General features: G+C 70.9%; 17 protein-coding genes. 8 read left to right on the forward strand and 9 right to left on the reverse strand.

What is annotated here, in order from left to right; translation table 11 throughout:
• Window positions 1-22 precede the first annotated feature (22 nt).
• Complete coding sequence (locus ABZ851_RS12935) at window positions 23-967, reverse strand: M28 family metallopeptidase (protein WP_311625526.1); 945 nt, start codon at window positions 965-967, stop codon at window positions 23-25.
• 534 nt (window positions 968-1,501) lie between these two features.
• Here ABZ851_RS12935 and ABZ851_RS12940 point away from each other — a divergent pair.
• The 6 genes from ABZ851_RS12940 (at window position 1,502) to ABZ851_RS12965 (ending at window position 6,258) form a co-directional block, all read left to right on the forward strand.
• A complete protein-coding gene (locus ABZ851_RS12940) occupies window positions 1,502-1,804 on the forward strand; it encodes an urease subunit gamma (RefSeq protein WP_006608038.1) in 303 nt (100 codons plus the stop codon).
• Between the two features lie 17 nt (window positions 1,805-1,821).
• Window positions 1,822-2,133, forward strand: coding sequence for an urease subunit beta (locus tag ABZ851_RS12945; RefSeq protein WP_361125459.1), 312 nt, complete (start codon window positions 1,822-1,824; stop codon window positions 2,131-2,133).
• Window positions 2,126-3,847, forward strand: coding sequence for an urease subunit alpha (locus ABZ851_RS12950; protein WP_361125461.1), 1,722 nt, complete (start codon window positions 2,126-2,128; stop codon window positions 3,845-3,847). Before ABZ851_RS12945 ends, ABZ851_RS12950 begins: the two co-directional genes overlap by 8 nt.
• Before the next feature lie 147 nt (window positions 3,848-3,994).
• On the forward strand, window positions 3,995-4,669 hold the full coding sequence (locus tag ABZ851_RS12955; RefSeq protein ID WP_336049662.1) for an urease accessory UreF family protein: 675 nt from the start codon (window positions 3,995-3,997) through the stop codon (window positions 4,667-4,669).
• 54 nt (window positions 4,670-4,723) lie between these two features.
• On the forward strand, window positions 4,724-5,419 hold the full coding sequence (gene ureG / locus ABZ851_RS12960) for an urease accessory protein UreG (RefSeq protein WP_361125463.1): 696 nt from the start codon (window positions 4,724-4,726) through the stop codon (window positions 5,417-5,419).
• Window positions 5,416-6,258, forward strand: a complete 843-nt coding sequence (locus ABZ851_RS12965; protein WP_361125466.1) for an urease accessory protein UreD — start codon at window positions 5,416-5,418, stop codon at window positions 6,256-6,258. The genes ureG and ABZ851_RS12965 overlap by 4 nt, the downstream gene beginning before the upstream one ends.
• A 16-nt stretch (window positions 6,259-6,274) precedes the next feature.
• On the opposite strand, the gene ABZ851_RS12970 is transcribed toward ABZ851_RS12965, so the two are convergent.
• From ABZ851_RS12970 to ABZ851_RS12985, 4 genes are all read right to left on the reverse strand, one after another.
• Window positions 6,275-6,649 (reverse strand): hypothetical protein, encoded by a 375-nt coding sequence (locus tag ABZ851_RS12970; RefSeq protein WP_361125469.1) that lies wholly within the window; start codon window positions 6,647-6,649, stop codon window positions 6,275-6,277.
• 114 nt (window positions 6,650-6,763) lie between these two features.
• Window positions 6,764-7,144 carry a roadblock/LC7 domain-containing protein gene (locus tag ABZ851_RS12975; protein WP_311622147.1) on the reverse strand — a complete coding sequence of 127 codons (381 nt, stop codon included), beginning with the start codon at window positions 7,142-7,144 and terminating at the stop codon, window positions 6,764-6,766.
• 70 nt (window positions 7,145-7,214) lie between these two features.
• Window positions 7,215-8,063 carry a hypothetical protein gene (locus tag ABZ851_RS12980; RefSeq protein WP_361125472.1) on the reverse strand — a complete coding sequence of 283 codons (849 nt, stop codon included), beginning with the start codon at window positions 8,061-8,063 and terminating at the stop codon, window positions 7,215-7,217.
• A 43-nt stretch (window positions 8,064-8,106) separates the two neighbouring features.
• Window positions 8,107-8,490, reverse strand: coding sequence for a hypothetical protein (locus ABZ851_RS12985; protein ID WP_088801471.1), 384 nt, complete (start codon window positions 8,488-8,490; stop codon window positions 8,107-8,109).
• Window positions 8,491-9,130: 640 nt separating this feature from the next.
• Here ABZ851_RS12985 and ABZ851_RS12990 point away from each other — a divergent pair.
• The gene (locus ABZ851_RS12990; protein ID WP_361125475.1) at window positions 9,131-10,771 is read left to right on the forward strand and encodes an alpha/beta hydrolase; all 1,641 of its coding nucleotides are present in this window, start codon (window positions 9,131-9,133) and stop codon (window positions 10,769-10,771) included.
• Between the two features lie 166 nt (window positions 10,772-10,937).
• Here ABZ851_RS12990 and ABZ851_RS12995 read toward each other — a convergent pair whose 3' ends face one another.
• The 4 genes from ABZ851_RS12995 to ABZ851_RS13010 form a co-directional block, all read right to left on the reverse strand.
• Complete coding sequence (locus ABZ851_RS12995; RefSeq protein WP_361125478.1) at window positions 10,938-11,762, reverse strand: TIGR02452 family protein; 825 nt, start codon at window positions 11,760-11,762, stop codon at window positions 10,938-10,940.
• Between the two features lie 148 nt (window positions 11,763-11,910).
• On the reverse strand, window positions 11,911-12,963 hold the full coding sequence (locus ABZ851_RS13000; RefSeq protein WP_361125481.1) for an NAD-dependent epimerase/dehydratase family protein: 1,053 nt from the start codon (window positions 12,961-12,963) through the stop codon (window positions 11,911-11,913).
• Between the two features lie 85 nt (window positions 12,964-13,048).
• On the reverse strand, window positions 13,049-13,777 hold the full coding sequence (locus ABZ851_RS13005; RefSeq protein WP_361125484.1) for a lysophospholipid acyltransferase family protein: 729 nt from the start codon (window positions 13,775-13,777) through the stop codon (window positions 13,049-13,051).
• 321 nt (window positions 13,778-14,098) lie between these two features.
• Window positions 14,099-14,854, reverse strand: a complete 756-nt coding sequence (locus tag ABZ851_RS13010; RefSeq protein ID WP_361125487.1) for a type 1 glutamine amidotransferase domain-containing protein — start codon at window positions 14,852-14,854, stop codon at window positions 14,099-14,101.
• 154 nt (window positions 14,855-15,008) lie between these two features.
• Here ABZ851_RS13010 and ABZ851_RS13015 point away from each other — a divergent pair, with 154 nt between their 5' ends.
• Window positions 15,009-15,680: a hypothetical protein gene (locus ABZ851_RS13015; protein ID WP_361125490.1), complete on the forward strand. Its 672-nt coding sequence runs from the start codon at window positions 15,009-15,011 to the stop codon at window positions 15,678-15,680.
• Window positions 15,681-15,772: the final 92 nt, after the last annotated feature.

The following is a 15,772-nucleotide window of genomic DNA, read 5'->3' on the forward strand; positions in this document are numbered from 1 at the left end:
ACCGTGCGGTGGGGCGGGTGGCTCAGGAGCTGAGCTCCCACAGTGCGCTGGCGATGGCGTCCGTGTTGGTGTCCAGCGCCTTGTCGTCGATGTTCTTCGAGGTGTCGCAGGCCTGGTGGTAGCAGGCGTCGAACGCCTTGCCCGCCTCACCGCCCCAGTTCTTCGCCTGCTCCTCGGTCTTCTTGTAGTCCGCGCCGGAGAAGAGGCCGCCGACGGGCACGCCCGCGTCCTTGAAGGCGGCGTGGTCCGAGCGCCCGTCGCCCTCGGTCTCCTTCTCGGTGGCGATGTTCTTCTTGGCGTACCAGTCCTTGAAGACCTTCTCCAGGCGGGTGTCGTCGTCGTAGACGAAGTAGCCCGGGTTCGGCGAACCGATCATGTCGAAGTTGAGGTACGAGTCGATCTTCGACTTGTCGGCGCCGAGCTTGTCGACATAGGCCTGCGAGCCGACCATGCCGTCCTCTTCGTCGCCCCACCAGCCGAACCGCAGGTGCTTGGTGGGCTTGAGGTCCGCCTTGGCGACGGCCAGCGCGACCTCGAGGATGCCGGCCGAGCCGGAGCCGTTGTCGTTGATGCCGGGTCCGGCGGGCACCGAGTCCAGGTGGGCGCCGGCCATCACGGTCTTGCTCTCGTCGCCGCCGGGCCAGTCGGCGACGAGGTTGTAGCCCTTGGTGCCGCCGCCGTCGAACTCCTGGACCTTGGTGGTGAAGCCGGCCTTGTCCAGCTTCTCCTTGACGAAGTCGATGGACGCCTTGTAGCCCGGCTTGCCGTGGGCGCGGTTGCCGCCGTTGGCGTCGGCGATCGACTGGAACTGGTCCAGGTCGCCCTTGACGGCCTTGACGTCGATGTCCGGCGCGGCCTTCGGCGCGGTGCCGGCATAGGCGCCGGCCGTGGTGAAGAGCGTGGCGGCCAGGGCGGCGACGGCGCCCGAGGCCAGCGCGGCCCGGCGTATTCGGGTGGAACGAGTCACGATGTGGCTCCTGGTGTGGGGGGATGGAGCTGATTCGATGCGCGTCATGGATTGACGCGCACATGAGAATTGCGATCACTCCGGAAACCGTCAAGAGCGCATACCGGACAGTTGAGTTCGCGGAGCGGGCCTTGCCCGCTATGTCTGGATCATGGCGATGGGGGAGGCGTGGGAGGGGTCTGTTCCCTCGGGTCTCCGCAGCCCTCGGGGAGCGGATTTCGCCACGCGGAGCCGCGCGCGTGCGGGGGAAAGGCGGGGTTCGAGCGGCCCCGGGAATCCGTTGTCGCGCCGTAACGGACGGTAATGACACCGCGTTACATCAGGCGTAAGAGGGGACACGAAGAGGCCCCTGGTCGTAACGCCGATGAAATCCCGCCGAACTACTCTCCGGACCTGGGGCTGTTGATGGCCAAGTGCTGGAAGTCGGTTTGCTCCTCCTTTAATTACTGCGTGGTACATCTATCGTCACAGGGTGTGTCCACGCCTGTGACCTGGGCGAATGCGTCCGGGCTGAAAGACTGTGAGGTGGAACGTATGCAGCTGACCCCGCATGAACAAGAACGCTTGATGATTCATGTGGCGGCAGACGTGGCCGAAAAACGTCGCTCCCGGGGGGTGAAGCTGAACCATCCGGAGTCGATCGCCCTGCTGACCGTGCACATCCTCGAAGGCGCCCGGGACGGCCGCACCGTCGCCGAGCTGATGTCCTCCGGCCGCAAGGTGCTCACCCGCGACGAGGTCATGGAGGGCGTCCCCGAGATGATCCACGACGTGCAGGTCGAGGCCACCTTCCCCGACGGCACCAAGCTCGTCACCGTTCACGAACCCATCAACTGATCACGGGAGCGCAGACCATGATCCCGGGACAGATCCTCTACGCCGACGAGCCGGTGCGCCTCAACGAAGGCCTTCCCCTCACGCGCATGACCGTCCTCAACGCCGCCGACCGCCCCGTCCAGGTCGGCTCCCACTACCACTTCGCCGAGGTCAATCCCGGCCTCGACTTCGACCGCGCGGCCGCGCACGGCAAGCGGCTGAACGTCCCGGCCGGCTCCGCCGTGCGCTTCGAGCCCGGCATCCCCACCGAGGTCGAGCTCGTCCCCCTCGGGGGCAAGCGCATCGTCGTGGGCCTGCGGGGCGAGACCGGAGGAGCCCTTGATGGCTGAGTTGACCCGCCAGGCGTACGCCGACCTTCTCGGCCCGACCGTCGGTGACCGGATCCGGCTCGCCGACACCGACCTCGTCATCGAGATCACCGAAGACCGCGCGGGCGGGCCCGGCAGGGCCGGCGACGAGGCCGTCTTCGGCGGCGGCAAGGTGATCCGCGAATCGATGGGCCAGTCCCGCGCCACCCGCGCCGAGGGGGCCCCCGACACCGTGATCACCGGCGCGGTCGTGCTGGACCACTGGGGCATCGTCAAGGCCGATGTCGGTATCCGCGACGGACGGATCACCGCCCTGGGCAAGGCCGGCAACCCCGACACCATGGACGGCGTCCACCCCGACCTGGTCATCGGCCCGGAGACCGAGATCATCGCCGGCAACGGCAAGATCCTGACGGCCGGTGCCATCGACACCCACGTCCACTTCATCTGCCCCCAGCAGGCGGACGAGGCGCTGGCCTCCGGCGTCACCACGATGATCGGCGGCGGCACCGGACCGGCCGAGGGCAGCAAGGCCACCACCATCACCCCCGGCGCCTGGCACGTGGCCCGGATGTTCGCGTCGATGGACTCCCTGCCGGTCAACGTCGGACTGCTCGGCAAGGGCAACACCACCTCCCTCGCCTCGATGCGTGACCAGCTGCGGGCGGGCATCCTCGGCTTCAAGGTCCATGAGGACTGGGGCGCCACGCCCGCCGTCCTCGACGCCTGCCTGACGGTCTGCGAGGAGAGCGGCGCCCAGCTCGCGATCCACACCGACACCCTCAATGAGGCCGGCTTCCTCGGTGACACCCTCGCGGCCATCGCCGGCCGTACGATCCACGCCTTCCATGTCGAAGGTGCCGGCGGCGGCCACGCCCCCGACATGATCGCGATGGTCTCCGAGCCGAATGTGCTCCCGGCCTCCACCAACCCCACCCGGCCGCACACCGTCAACACCGTCGAGGAACACCTCGACATGCTGATGGTCTGTCACCACCTCAACCCGGCCGTCCCCGAGGACCTGGCCTTCGCCGAGTCCCGGATCCGGCCCTCCACCATCGCGGCCGAGGACATCCTGCACGACCTCGGCGCCATCTCGATCATGTCCTCCGACGCCCAGGCCATGGGGCGGATCGGTGAGGTGGTGCTGCGCACCTGGCAGACCGCCCATGTCATGAAGCGGCGCCGCGGCACTCTCCCGGGCGACGGCCGTGCCGACAACCACCGGGCCCGCCGCTATGTCGCCAAATACACCATCAACGCGGCCCTCACCCAGGGCATCGACCATGTCGTCGGCTCCGTCGAGGACGGCAAGCTCGCCGACCTCGTGCTGTGGGACCCGGCGTTCTTCGGCGTCAAACCGCAGCTGGTCATCAAGGGCGGCCAGATCGCCTATGCGCAGATGGGTGACGCCAATGCCTCCATCCCCACGCCGCAGCCGGTGCTGCCGCGGCCGATGTTCGGCGCCACCGGCAAGGCCCCGGGCGGCAACTCGGTCAACTTCGTCTCCCGGCAGGCCCTGGAGGACGCGCTTCCCGAACGCCTCGTGCTGGACAAGCCCTTCGAGGCGATCCACAGCACCCGCGGCCTCACCAAGGCCGACATGCGCAACAACGATGCCCTGCCGCGCGTCCATGTCGACCCCGACACCTTCACCGTGACCATCGACGGCGAGGTGATCGAGCCGCGGCCTGCCGCCGAACTCCCCATGGCCCAGCGGTACTTCCTCTTCTGAGGCTACCGAGCCATCCGAGGCATCCGAGGAATCCGCGGAGCCCCCAGGAGCCCGAGGAGGCGCGCCGATGAACACCCCGATCAGCGACCCGATGAGCACCCTGATGAACACCCCGATGAGCACCGCGATGAAGGACACGTACCACCGATGAGCCGCGCAGCGCTGCTCGTCCTCGCCGACGGCCGGTTCCCCGCCGGAGGGCACGCCCACTCCGGCGGCGCCGAACCGGCCGTCACCGCGGGACGCATCAAGGACGCCGCCACCCTGGAGACCTTCTGCCGGGGCCGGCTGCACACCGCGGGCCTGGTCGCCGCGGGGCTCGCCGCAGCGGCCGCGGACGGCCACGACCCGCTCCTCCTGGACGACGCCGCCGACGCCCGTACGCCCGTACCCGCGCTGCGGCAGGTCGCCCGGCGGCTCGGCCGGCAGATGATGCGGGCCGCCCGTGCGACCTGGCCGAGTCAGGCGCTGGACGCGCTCGCCGCGGCCCGTCCCCGGGGCGCCCATCAGCCCGTCGTCCTGGGCCTGGCCGCCCGCTCCGCGGGTCTGCCGCCGCTCGATGCCGCATACGCCGTGGCCTACGAGAACATCAGCGGCCCGGCCACCGCGGCCGTCCGGCTGCTGAGCCTGGACCCCTTCGACGCCACCGCCGTGCTCGCACGTCTCACCGCCGAGCTCGACCAGGTCGCACAGCAGGCCACCGAGGCCGCGCTGCGGATCGCGGCCGAAGGAACCGGCGCACTGCCCGCGGCCTCCGCGCCGCTGCTCGACATCACCGCCCAACAGCACGCCGCCTGGCCGGTTCGGCTCTTCGCGTCCTGACCCGGGCGGCCGCCCCACCCGACCCGCCCCGCTGCACCCACCACCGGAGTGACCATGCACCTCGACCACCAGGACACCTTCCGCGAGCGCCACACCTACAGCGCCGCCGACCCGGTACGCTCCGACGGCACCCGCCGCGCCCTGCGGATCGGTCTAGGCGGCCCGGTCGGCACCGGTAAGACCGCCACCGTCGCCGCGCTGTGCCGCGCCCTGCGCGACGAGTTGTCCATCGCCGTCGTCACCAACGACATCTACACCCGCGAGGACGCCGAATTCCTGCTCCGCGAGGCCGTCCTGCCCGCCGAACGGATCTCCGCCGTCGAGACCGGCGCCTGCCCGCACACCGCCATCCGCGACGACATCTCCGCCAACCTGGAAGCCGTCGAGGACCTGGAGGAGGCGGCCGGCCCGCTCGATCTCGTCCTGGTCGAATCCGGCGGTGACAACCTCACCGCCACCTTCTCCAAGGGCCTGGTCGACGCCCAGATCTTCGTCATCGACGTGGCCGGCGGCGATGACATCCCGCGCAAGGGCGGTCCCGGCGTCACCACCGCCGACCTGCTCGTCATCAACAAAACCGATCTCGCGCCCTACGTCGGCGTGGACCTGGAGGGCATGGCCCGCGACGCCAAGGCGCAGCGCGGCGAGCTGCCCGTGGCCTTCACCGCTCTGAAGTCGGAGAACGGCGTGCGGCCGGTGGCGGAGTGGGTCCGCGGACGGCTGGCCGGCTGGACCGCGAGCCCGGCATGACCCTCGCACTCCCCACGCCGGAGGCGGGCCGCGCCGTCGCCGGGCTGTGCGCCACCGCCCGTATCGTCGCGCGGGCCGACGGGCAGGGGATCACCCGGCTGCCCGTCCTCGACGGCGACGGCCCGTTCGCCCTGCGCCGTATCCGCGGGCACGGAAACCAGGCCAGGGTCTGCGTCGTGGGCGCCATGAGCGCCCCGCTCGGCGGCGACCGGCTGGGCATCGAAGCCACCGCCGAGGCGGGCAGCGCCCTGCACCTCACGGCCGCCGCCGCGACCGTCGCGCTGCCCGGCCGTACGGGGGAACACGCCCGCTACGACGTGTGGTTGACGGTGGGTGAGGGCGCCCGCCTCGACTGGCTGCCCGAACCGCTGATCTCGGCGGCGGGCAGCGACCTGCGGATGACCACCACCGTCGAGCTGGCCCCCACCGCATGCCTGGTGCTCCGCGAGGAACAGGTCCTGGGCCGCAGCGGGGAGCCGACCGGCGCCCTGCGCAGCCGGCTCACCGTCCGCCGGGCCGGCCGGACCCTGCTCGACCAGGAGACGGCGTACGGGCCCGGCGTCCCCGGCTGGGACACCTCGGCCGTCCTGGACGGGCACCGCGCTCTCGGCCAACTTCTGGTCATCGGGCCGGAGTTCGAGGAGCGACCGGTCGAGGTGCGGCTGCTCGGCGGCGCGGCGGGCGAGCGGCCCGACGGCGCCGTGGGGCAGGGCGTCCTGGCGCCGCTTGCGGGCCCGGGGGCCCTGGCCACGGCCGTGGCCCCGGACGCGCTGCGGCTGCGGCGCCTGCTGGACGAGGCCGCCGGGAGCGCGGCCGTGGGGAGTGCGGCCGCCGAGTGACGGCGGCCGCGCCGCCTCACACCTCCAGATCGGCCTCCAAGCGGGCGAGGCGGAGGCGCGCCAGCGCAAGGTTGGCGCGCTTGCGGTCCAGCACCAGATAGAGGAAGAGGCCGCTGCCGTTCTTTCCCGTCACCGGTCGGATGATGTGGTACTGCCCGGTCAGGGTGATGAGCATGTCCTCGATGGCGCCCTGGAGTTCCAGCATCTCCATGGTGCGCATCTTGGCCCGTACGACATCGGTGTTGCCGGCCGCCGCGACATTGAGGTCCAGAGCCTGCTTGTCGCCCAGGGTGGCCAGGGCCATTCCGCTGGTGTAGTCGACGAGGGCGACGCCGACCGCGCCCTCGATGGTCGACATCGCGTCGGCGAGAGCGGTTTCCAGTTGAGCCATGAGGGGTTCAGACCTTTCGATTCCTTGATGGTTAAGCCGGGTGTTCACGGTGTGCGGTGTGCGGGTCTCCGGACGTCCGGGAACTGCGGTCGTGCGGGTGCGGGCGGGGAACGCCTACCGGCGGGGCTGTGCGTCCACCAGGGCGCCGATCCGTTCCGCGGCCCTTCGGGCCTGCAGATGGAGCCGCCCCACGTTGGTGTCCGGGCTTGCCACGGCGGTCAGCACCGCCCGCCGTCCGGCCGAATAGGCCGCGATATAGCCGTCGGCGCCGCGCGTCAGGGATTCCTCGAAGGCGCCCTGTCCGGTCGCGTCGGTGAGTCGTTTGGCGACGCCGATCGCCGCGGCGGTGAGGGCGGCCAGGCCGTCCGGCTCGATATCCGGCAGATCATGGGCGATCACCATGCCGTCCACGCTCGCCACCATCCCGCCCTGGAAATGGCGTACTTGATCGCGCAGCGTATGCAATTCCTCCCGTATCCGGGGTTCTATCGTCATCAGTCTCCTTTTCACGGCGTGCCTTCTGATGACGCGCCTCATGGGGTGCACGGTCTTCGTGCGCAAGGGCTCACAGGTTTTCCTCCAACGCCGTACGCAGTCGGACAAGGAGGGCAATATCCGGATCGGTGGTATCGAGGACATCCGGTGCCGGTAGGTGCCAGGCCGCGGGGGTGTCTCCTGCGGCGACGGGTTCGGGGCCGTTCAGGCAGGCGCCGGGCCGCCGCCGGGGGAGCGGGGTGGGCGCCCGGGGGACGTGGACGAGGCCGACGGCGGCGAGGCGGCGGATGTCGAGCAGGGTCCCGAACGCGGACTGGCCCAGCGCCCGGGCGAGTTCATGGGGCGTGTGCCGGCCGTCGGCGTGGTCGAGCAGCCGTCGTTGGCGGCCGGTGGTGGGGGCCGGGATGCGCGGGCTGACGGGAACGACGGGTGAGGAGTCGACCGCCGACCAGGGGAGGAGCCGGTCGAGCAGCAGGCGGCGGCGGGCCGTCGCCTGCTGGAGGGCGACGACGCTGACCGGGCGTATGACGCCCAGCCAGTGCCCGGCACCGGGGGTGAAGGAAGTGGCCTCGGGGGCCAGTGGCAGGGCGAAGAACGCGGCGTCGAGCAGCGCGGCGAGGTGGCATATCTCCAGCTCCCCCTGCGACAGCCAGCCCTCGCTGACCAGGAATTGGCCGCCGTCCTGCTGCGGCCCTGCCGTTTCGGCGGCGTACTGCCAGCCCTGCGGCGGCAGTTTGCCGGACGCGGTGAGCCGTGGGCCGAGTCCGGGGGCGGTGGTGCTCTCGATGCAGTACACCGCACCGTCGAGAAGGTAGAGGCAGCCGTGCGGGCCGCTGAGGGCGCCGGTGACGCGTTCGGCGGCGCACCGGTCGAGCAGCCCGGCCGGGGCGGGCGGGTGAGGAGATATGGGCAGGCCCATGGCGGTTCCCTTACCGTTCGTGCGGTGTGACCGGGGCGCGCCGTCAGGACGCGACCAGCTCCGCCGCCAGATCGCGCAGTCGGAGCCGGGCGACGGCGAGATTGGCCTGTGTGCGGTCCAGCCAGAGGTAGAGATAGGTCTGGCTGTCGAAGGCCGTGTGCACAAAACGGATGAGGTGGTAGCTTCCCGCAGCCGTGATGATGAGGTCTTCGAGGTCCGGGCCGGCGGCGCCGGTGGTGTCGAAGGTGGCGTTGCGCGCGACGGTCTGCACCACCTCGGCGGTGTCCGCGGCGGCCGCGTCGTGATCGTCATGCGGTGCCTGCCCGGCCGTGCCGAGAGTCAGACCACTGGTCCAGTCGATCAGTCCGGCGCACCGGACGCCGGGGATCCCCATTGCTTGGGACAACACCTGATCGATTCCCGGCACTTCGGCTCTCCTTCGCGACGGTCCGGACGCGGCGTGAAAACGCCGAAGCCCTCCCTTGTGGCGGTGAGTGGGAGAGCCTTCACGGAAGGTTACTGAAGGCGTGCGACTGGCACATGCCCGATGGGCAGGTCCACGGCAATTGACGAATTCTCGCCCCTGCGCGCCCCTCCGGGAGCCATTGCGCCGCTCCGCACTTCAGCAGGTCAGGCCAGGGTGGTGAACCCTGCGCCGAATGGCCTCACCCGGCAGCGAGCTGCGCTGTTGGCCCGTCAACGCCACGTCATCGCAGCCCCGTTGAGCGTCCCACGGGTGGGGTGGGGGTGACACGGGATTCCGACCGGACGCCCTGATTCGTTGGCCGGAATGGTGAGGTTCCGCTGCGCTCTCCGGCCGTTCGCCGCCGCTCGGCGGGGTCCGTGTCCGCGCCACCGGGGCGTCGGCGCGGCACTCGCGGCACTCCGCGGCCGGGCGGCCGCCCGTACTCCCGCGGACCGCCTCCGGCGGCGTCGAAAAAACCTACAGGTTGGTAAAGAAGTGTGCGTCAGGCCTGTTCAGGAGGGGAGGCCACACGTCAGGATCCCTCCGTAAGTCCGTGAACCATCCCGCCACCAGTGCATCCCACGCAGGGGGAATCAGCCACGTGAGAAGAACAGCAGCGCTCGGCGCCGCCGGCACCCTGGTGACCGGCGCGCTCCTCGCCGGAGCGATATCCGCCACGCCCGCCAGCGCGGGCGACAAGCACCAGCGCGGTTCTGCCGAAGCGCGCGGTGTGGCGATCGCCGCCGCGCGCGCGGCCAAGAAAGGCATCAACTGGCAGGCCTGTCCCGCCGACTGGGGCCTCAAGCAGCCCATCCAGTGCAGCTATGTCACGGTCCCGCTCGACTACGCACGGCCCAACGGCCGCACGATCAAGGTCGCGGTGGACCGGGCCGTCAGCACCGGCAGCAAGGAGGAACGTCAGGGCGCCCTCGTCTACAACCCCGGCGGACCCGGCGGTTCGGGCATGAAGTTCCCGGCGCGCATCACCAACAAGAGCGCCCTGTGGGCCAAGACCGCCAAGGCGTACGACTTTGTCGGCTTCGACCCCCGGGGCGTGGGCCACTCCGCGCCGATCTCCTGCATGGACCCGCAGGAGTTCGTCAAGGCACCCAAGGCCGACCCGGTGCCGGGCAGCGAGGCCGACAAGCTCGCCCAGCGCAAGCTCGCCAAGGAGTACGCCGACGGCTGTGCCGAGCGCAGCGGCGGCCTGCTGCCGTACATGACGACCAAGAACACCGTCCGCGACCTCGATGTGATCCGGGCCGGGCTCGGTGAGAAGAAGCTCAACTACCTGGGAGTTTCGTACGGCACCTACCTGGGCGCCGTCTACGGGACGCTCTTCCCGGGCCATGTGCGCCGGATGCTCGTCGACAGCGTCGTCAACCCGGCCCGCGAGAACATCTGGTACCAGGCCAACCTCGACCAGGACGTCGCCTTCGAGACCCGTTGGGGCGACTGGAAGAAGTGGGTCGCCAAGAACGACGCCACCTACCACATCGGGGACACCCCCGAGAAGGTTCAGGCGGCGTGGGAGAAGCTGCGCGCGACCGCGAAGAAGAACCCCATCAGCGGTGTCGTCGGCCCCGCCGAGCTGACCGGCTTCTTCCAGAACGCGCCGTACTACGACTCCATGTGGGCCCCGGTCGCCGAGGTCTGGAGCGCGTACGTCTCCGGTAACACCAAGCCACTGGTGGAGAACGCCGGCCCGAACCTGCTGGATCTCGCGGGCAACAAAGCGGCGGAGAACGGCAACGCCGTCTACACGGCCGTCGAGTGCAACGACACCAAGTGGCCCACCAGCTGGCAGAAGTGGGACCGCGACAACACCCGCATCCACCAGCAGGCACCGTTCATGACCTGGTCCAACGCCTGGATGAACCTGCCCTGCGCCACCTGGCCGGCCAAGCAGCAGCGACCGGTCGAGGTCCGGACCGGGAAGGGGCTGCCGAGTGTTCTGATCGTGCAGAGCACCCGTGACGCGGCCACGCCGTACGACGGTGCGGTCGAGTTGCACCACCGCTTCAAGGGCTCGCGTCTGATCACCGAGCGGGACGCCGGATCGCACGGTGTCACCGGCCAGGTCAACCCCTGCATCAACGACCGGGTCGACGCGTACTTCCTGGAAGGGAAGACCGACGCGAAGGACGTGACGTGCGCTCCGCACGCCACCCCCCAGCCGGGCAAGTCGACGGGGAAGGCCGCCGCCAAGGGTGCCTCCGACCTTCCGGGCGTTGCCTGGTAACGGCGGGGACACCACCGGCAGGTCATGCCGTCATGACATGACGGCGTGAGGTGACGGTACGGAGCGGCGGCCGGGAAACCCCCCGGCCGCCGCTTCCGTCACCGGGGCGCGAGGGTGCCCGGCCCGCTCGGCCCGGCTTGCCCCACCGCCCCACCACCACTGCTGCTTACGCCGAAAACACCGCGGAGAAGGCGGCTCTGGTGGGGGAGTCCTCCCGGCGGTCCAGCACGGCGAACACAATGCGGTCGAACCAGCCGGCGAAGCGGCCGCCGTCCAGCAGCGCGGCCGCGAAGGCCCGTGCCACGTCGGACGGTTCATTGCGGAACACCCCGCAGCCCCAGGCGCCGAGCACCAGCTGACGGTGCCCGGCGGCCGCCGCGACCTCCAGCACCCGCTCCGCGCGCACCGTCAGTGCCGCCGCCACCCGGCCCGTCTCGCCCGGCCGCTGCCGCGCGATCACCCCCGCGTTCGGCGCGGCCGCCGTCAGGAAGCCCGCTTCGTACGGCACGTCGAGCAAGGTGCCACGGTCGTCGCGGAAGACCGGTACACCGGGGGAGAGGATCACCCGGTCGCTGTAGAACGGGCTCGGATCCGCCCGGTGAGCGGCGTAGAAGTCCGGGGCCTCGCGCACACAGGCGTAGAGCGCCGACCCCCGGCACAGCGCCTCCTCCTGGGCCTGCGCACCATTGAGATATCCGCCGCCGGGATTGCGCGCGGAGGCGAAATTCAGCACGGCGAGCGGACCCTCACCCGTCTCGGCGAGCCGCCGGCCGGCGGTGAGGCTGCCTTCCCCCGTCACCTCGAACTCCGTGCGCACAGCGGGCGAGGGCCCGGCCACGGCGACCGGCTCCGGGCCGTACAACCGCGTCTCAGCGCGCGCCCGTGCGACCGCCGCCGCGATCTCCACCAGCCGTCCGTCCGGTGCGCGGTAGGCACCCTCCGCGACGATCCGTTCCGTTTCCTGTGCGATGCCACGCAGCCGGGCGCTCATCGTCGGCACCCCCGTATCCGATGCGTCATGGTGATCAAGGTAAGGGCCGGTGGCGCGCCGCGCGATCGGATTTCGCTGCCTGCCTGCCTGCCTGCCTGCCTGCCAGCCGCTCGCCGCCGGCCCGCCTGCCGCCGGCCCGCCGCTGTCCTCAGCCCTGCCGGCCCCGCTCCGCCAGCCAGCGGTCCTCGGCCGCATAGCCGAACAGCTTCTCGTCGGGGTAGACGCCGGCCAGCATCGGGAACACCTCCCACCAGTTGCGCCCCTTGACCCGGTCGGTCAGCCATCGCACCGTCTCCGGCAGCGACTCCTCGTACGTCGTCACCGCGCGGTAGCCCAACTCGCGCTCCGCCGCGGCCAGGTCGTAGACGATGGGGTGCGGGCCCGACCACGGGGTGTCGCCGACACCGGGTGAGGGCGGGGCACCGTCCACCGCCACCACCTCGCTCCGGGGCGCACCCATCACGGCATCCACCGCCGCCGAGATACCGGCGACCGTCGGCGCCTGCGGATCCCCCGCGTTGAGCACCCGGGTGCCCGGCCGGCGAGCCGCCAGCCGGACCAGCTCCGCGAGGTTGTCCACGTGCACGGGGTGGAAACTGCTGTCGCCGTACGCGAGCACCCGCACCCGGCGCCCGTCCAGGACCCGCTTGACGAAGTACAGCTCACGGGGGAGGGGACTGTACGGCCCGTGAATGGCGCCGGCCCGCAGCAGGGTCACCGGCAGCCTCTCGCCCTGTGCCAGCAACGCCTGCTCCAGGGCCGCCTTGCGGGTGCAGTAGTCCTCGTCGCCGGGTGGCACGGTCGGCTGGGACTCCGGGAGGGGCAGCGGATAGGCCGGGGCGCCGTCCGGCTCGCCCATGGTGGCGAAGCCGCGCCCTTGGCCGTCCGCGTACACCGAGCCGCTGGAGATCACCACCGCCGAACCGATCCGGTCCGCCAACGCGGTCAACTGCTGTGCGTGCTGGGCCCCGTATGCCACACAGTCCAGCAGCACGTCACAGCCGTCGCCGAGCAGCCCGGCCAGCGCCGCGTCGTCCTCCCGGTCCACGGCCACGGGGCGGACCTCCTCGGGCCAGGAGTCATCGCGCCCGCCGCGCCGGGACGCGGCCCGCACCTCCCAGCCGTCCCGTGCCAGGGCCCGCACCGCCGCCCGTCCGATCTGCCCGCTCGCTCCGATCACCACTGCGCTGCCTGAAGTCATGACCGGACCCTACGGAGCGTCAGCAGGCGGCGGCAGTACGGTTCGCCCTCGGCGCAAGGGGAACGCCCGGGACCTGGGCCTCCGTTCAGCCCGCGGGCCCCTTGCCGTGCCCCCGCCGTCCGTGCGCCCGCCCCCGCGCCTGCGCCGCGGCCTTGGCCTCGCCCGCGTAGGTGTCCACGTACTCCTGGCCGGACAGGGTGAGGATGGCGTACATGATCTCGTCGGTGACGGCACGCAGCGCCAGGCGTTCGTCCTCCAGCCCCGCATAGCGCGAGAAGTCCAGGGGTGCGCCGAAGCGGATGGTGATCCGCATGATGCGCGGCAGCCGCCGGCCCGTCGGCTGCGCCTCGAAGGTGCCGATCATCGCGCACGGCACCACCGGCACCCCGGCCTTGATGGCCATCGAGGCGACGCCGGTACGCCCCTTGTAGAGCCGGCCGTCGTGCGAGCGGGTGCCCTCCGGGTAGATGCCCAGCAGCCGGCCCTTGCGCAGCACGGAGAGACCCGAAGAGATCGCCGCCTGCGAGGCACGGCCCTCGGACCGGTCCACCGGAATCTGCCCGACGCCCCGGAAGAACGCCGCGGTCAGCCGCCCCTTCAGACCGGGTCCGGTGAAGTACTCGGCCTTGGCCAGAAACGTCACCCGGCGTGGCACGATCGCCGGCATCACGAAGTGATCGGCGAACGACAGATGATTGCCCGCGATGATCGCCGCGCCCTCCTCCGGCACATGAGCCAGCCCCTCGATCCTCGGCCGGAACACCAGCCGCAGCAACGGCCCCAGAAGCAGGTACTTCAGCACCTGGTAGAGCACAGGACAGCTCCCCTTTGGTCGGCTTACCCGGGCGGCTACATCGTTCCAGGCCACGCGGGGCGCCCGGGGACGACCAGTGAGTTTATGGACAAGTGTCGTCGCCGGTAACCACCTTCGGCCGGATCGATGCTGTCTCCTTTCCGGTGACCGGTGACCGGTGACCGGTGACTGGTGACTGGTGACTGGTGACTGGTGGCCGGTGCCTGGTGCCCTGTGGCCCCGCCCCGGTGATACGCCACGGCCCGGCAAGAAGCTGAAGGGGATGCGGACCGATGTGCACGCTCACTGATGGAGCGAGGCCGGTCCGTCGCAGCCGGCGCCTCAGCGCTCACCGGCTTCCAGGAGCGCACAGAACCGGCGTCCGAAGAGGTAGGCGTCCCCCGGCCAGCGCGCCGAGAGGTAGCGCCCGTCCTGGACGACGAACGCAGCGGAGTCGTCGGTCGCGGTGCCCCGCGCGGCAAGGACCCTGGGCCCCCGCTCGAAGCGGGCGTCCGGGCCGGTCAGTGCGGCCCTGACCTCGTCCTCCACATAGGCCGGATAGGTGCGGTAATAGCGGCCCAGCCGCCATGCGGTGGCCAGGTATGCCGACCGCTCCATGTACTTGGGCAGACAGGTCGTCCGCCGGTCCGCCAGCAGGCTGCGGCCGGTGGACGCCTCCGGTGTCCGGGCCAGTACCAGGACACCGTGGCAGATCGCCCCGACCGGCCGGTCCAGCGCCCAGAACCTGCCGATCTGCCGCCGCAGCACCTCCGAGCCCAGGTACTGCCGCATGCCCGGTGCGTGCCCGCCCGGCAGGATCAGCCCGTCGTACTCCTCCGGGGCCAGCTCCGCCCAGCCGACGGTCGCGGTGAACTCCTCGCTCCGGGTGAGCTCTTCGTAGAAGCGCCGGGGCTGTTCCGCGGCGCCGAGCTGTCCGAACAGGACGCCGGTCAGCAGCCGCGGATCGCATGCGGGCCGGGTACCGGCCTGTTCGGTGGCGAAGACGACCCGGTGGCCGGCATCGGTGAGCAGTCGCCAGGGCACCGCCACCTCGGTGACATCGAAATCGCGGTCGGGGACCGGCATCAGCACGCGCACCGGGACATCCTCGCAGGCCCGCAGGTCACTTCGGTACCCGCTTTGGCATCCGCGGACAACTTTGAACTCGCCTTGAATGCACCGGGGTTGACTCGCCGTATTGCCCAGAGACCGAGCCTGAACCCAGGGTCCAGGCCGAGGACAGGAGTCAGAGATGTCCCGGAAGAAGAGAGTCGGCACGCGTCAGAAGATCATCATCGGCGTCAGTGCCGCCGCGCTGGTCGGCGGCATCGCCATCGCCACCGCCGGCACCAGCCAGGCCTCCGTGGCGTGCGACGGACTGGCCACCGCCCTGAGCAACAACGAGAAGTTCATCGCCGACCAGAAGGCGAACCCGGACGCCCAGTCGGCGGCAAGAATCGCCAACCGCGAGGCCGTGATCAAGGAGATCCAGGTCAAGCAGAAAGCCGCCGGCTGCTCGGCCGGGCAGGGCGGGGACGACGCCGCGGGCGCTCCGCCGACGGGCAATGAGCCGCCCGCCTCCAACGCCCCGCCCGCCTCCGAGGCACCTCAGGGTTCGGCGGACCCGTCAGCCTCGGGTGACGCCTCCGCTTCCGCCGCCCCGCCGCCCGCCGACGGTGATGTGGTCTGCAAGGGCTCGACGGTGACCCTCTCCGGCGAGAGCGGCGCCCCGGCGGCATCCAGTGACCAGTTCCCCGTCGGGACCAAACTGAAGGTGACCAACCTGGACAACGACAAGTCGACGACGGTCTCCGTGACGTCGGCCTCGGGCAGCTGTGCCCTGCTCAATAACGCAGCCTTCGAGCAGGTGCGTGAGGAGGGGAAGTTCCTGATCCGCAACGCACGGATCGAGCGTGTGGGGTAACCCCGGTCCGGGCGGCCGGCAGCGGAGCCGCCTCCTCCGCTGCCGGCCGCCCTTGTCTCCAGGGGCGGCAATCGAAGGTCCGTACGGGCGAC

The sequence above is a fragment of the Streptomyces sp. NPDC047049 genome (assembly GCF_040643995.1).
Classification (GTDB): domain Bacteria; phylum Actinomycetota; class Actinomycetes; order Streptomycetales; family Streptomycetaceae; genus Streptomyces; species Streptomyces mooreae.

Excerpts from the sequence above, each read along its gene's own strand:
- ABZ851_RS13015 (WP_361125490.1), top strand. The coding sequence starts at position 15,009 with ATGTCCCGGAAGAAGAGAGTCGGCACGCGTCAGAAGATCATCATCGGC.
- ABZ851_RS13000 (WP_361125481.1), bottom strand. The coding sequence starts at position 12,963 with ATGACTTCAGGCAGCGCAGTGGTGATCGGAGCGAGCGGGCAGATCGGA.
- ABZ851_RS12965 (WP_361125466.1), top strand. The coding sequence starts at position 5,416 with ATGACCCTCGCACTCCCCACGCCGGAGGCGGGCCGCGCCGTCGCCGGG.
- ABZ851_RS12955 (WP_336049662.1), top strand. The coding sequence starts at position 3,995 with ATGAGCCGCGCAGCGCTGCTCGTCCTCGCCGACGGCCGGTTCCCCGCC.
- ABZ851_RS12945 (WP_361125459.1), top strand. The coding sequence starts at position 1,822 with ATGATCCCGGGACAGATCCTCTACGCCGACGAGCCGGTGCGCCTCAAC.
- ureG (WP_361125463.1), top strand. The coding sequence starts at position 4,724 with ATGCACCTCGACCACCAGGACACCTTCCGCGAGCGCCACACCTACAGC.
- ABZ851_RS12975 (WP_311622147.1), bottom strand. The coding sequence starts at position 7,144 with ATGACGATAGAACCCCGGATACGGGAGGAATTGCATACGCTGCGCGAT.
- ABZ851_RS12940 (WP_006608038.1), top strand. The coding sequence starts at position 1,502 with ATGCAGCTGACCCCGCATGAACAAGAACGCTTGATGATTCATGTGGCG.
- ABZ851_RS12995 (WP_361125478.1), bottom strand. The coding sequence starts at position 11,762 with ATGAGCGCCCGGCTGCGTGGCATCGCACAGGAAACGGAACGGATCGTC.
- ABZ851_RS12980 (WP_361125472.1), bottom strand. The coding sequence starts at position 8,063 with ATGGGCCTGCCCATATCTCCTCACCCGCCCGCCCCGGCCGGGCTGCTC.
- ABZ851_RS12950 (WP_361125461.1), top strand. The coding sequence starts at position 2,126 with ATGGCTGAGTTGACCCGCCAGGCGTACGCCGACCTTCTCGGCCCGACC.
- ABZ851_RS12970 (WP_361125469.1), bottom strand. The coding sequence starts at position 6,649 with ATGGCTCAACTGGAAACCGCTCTCGCCGACGCGATGTCGACCATCGAG.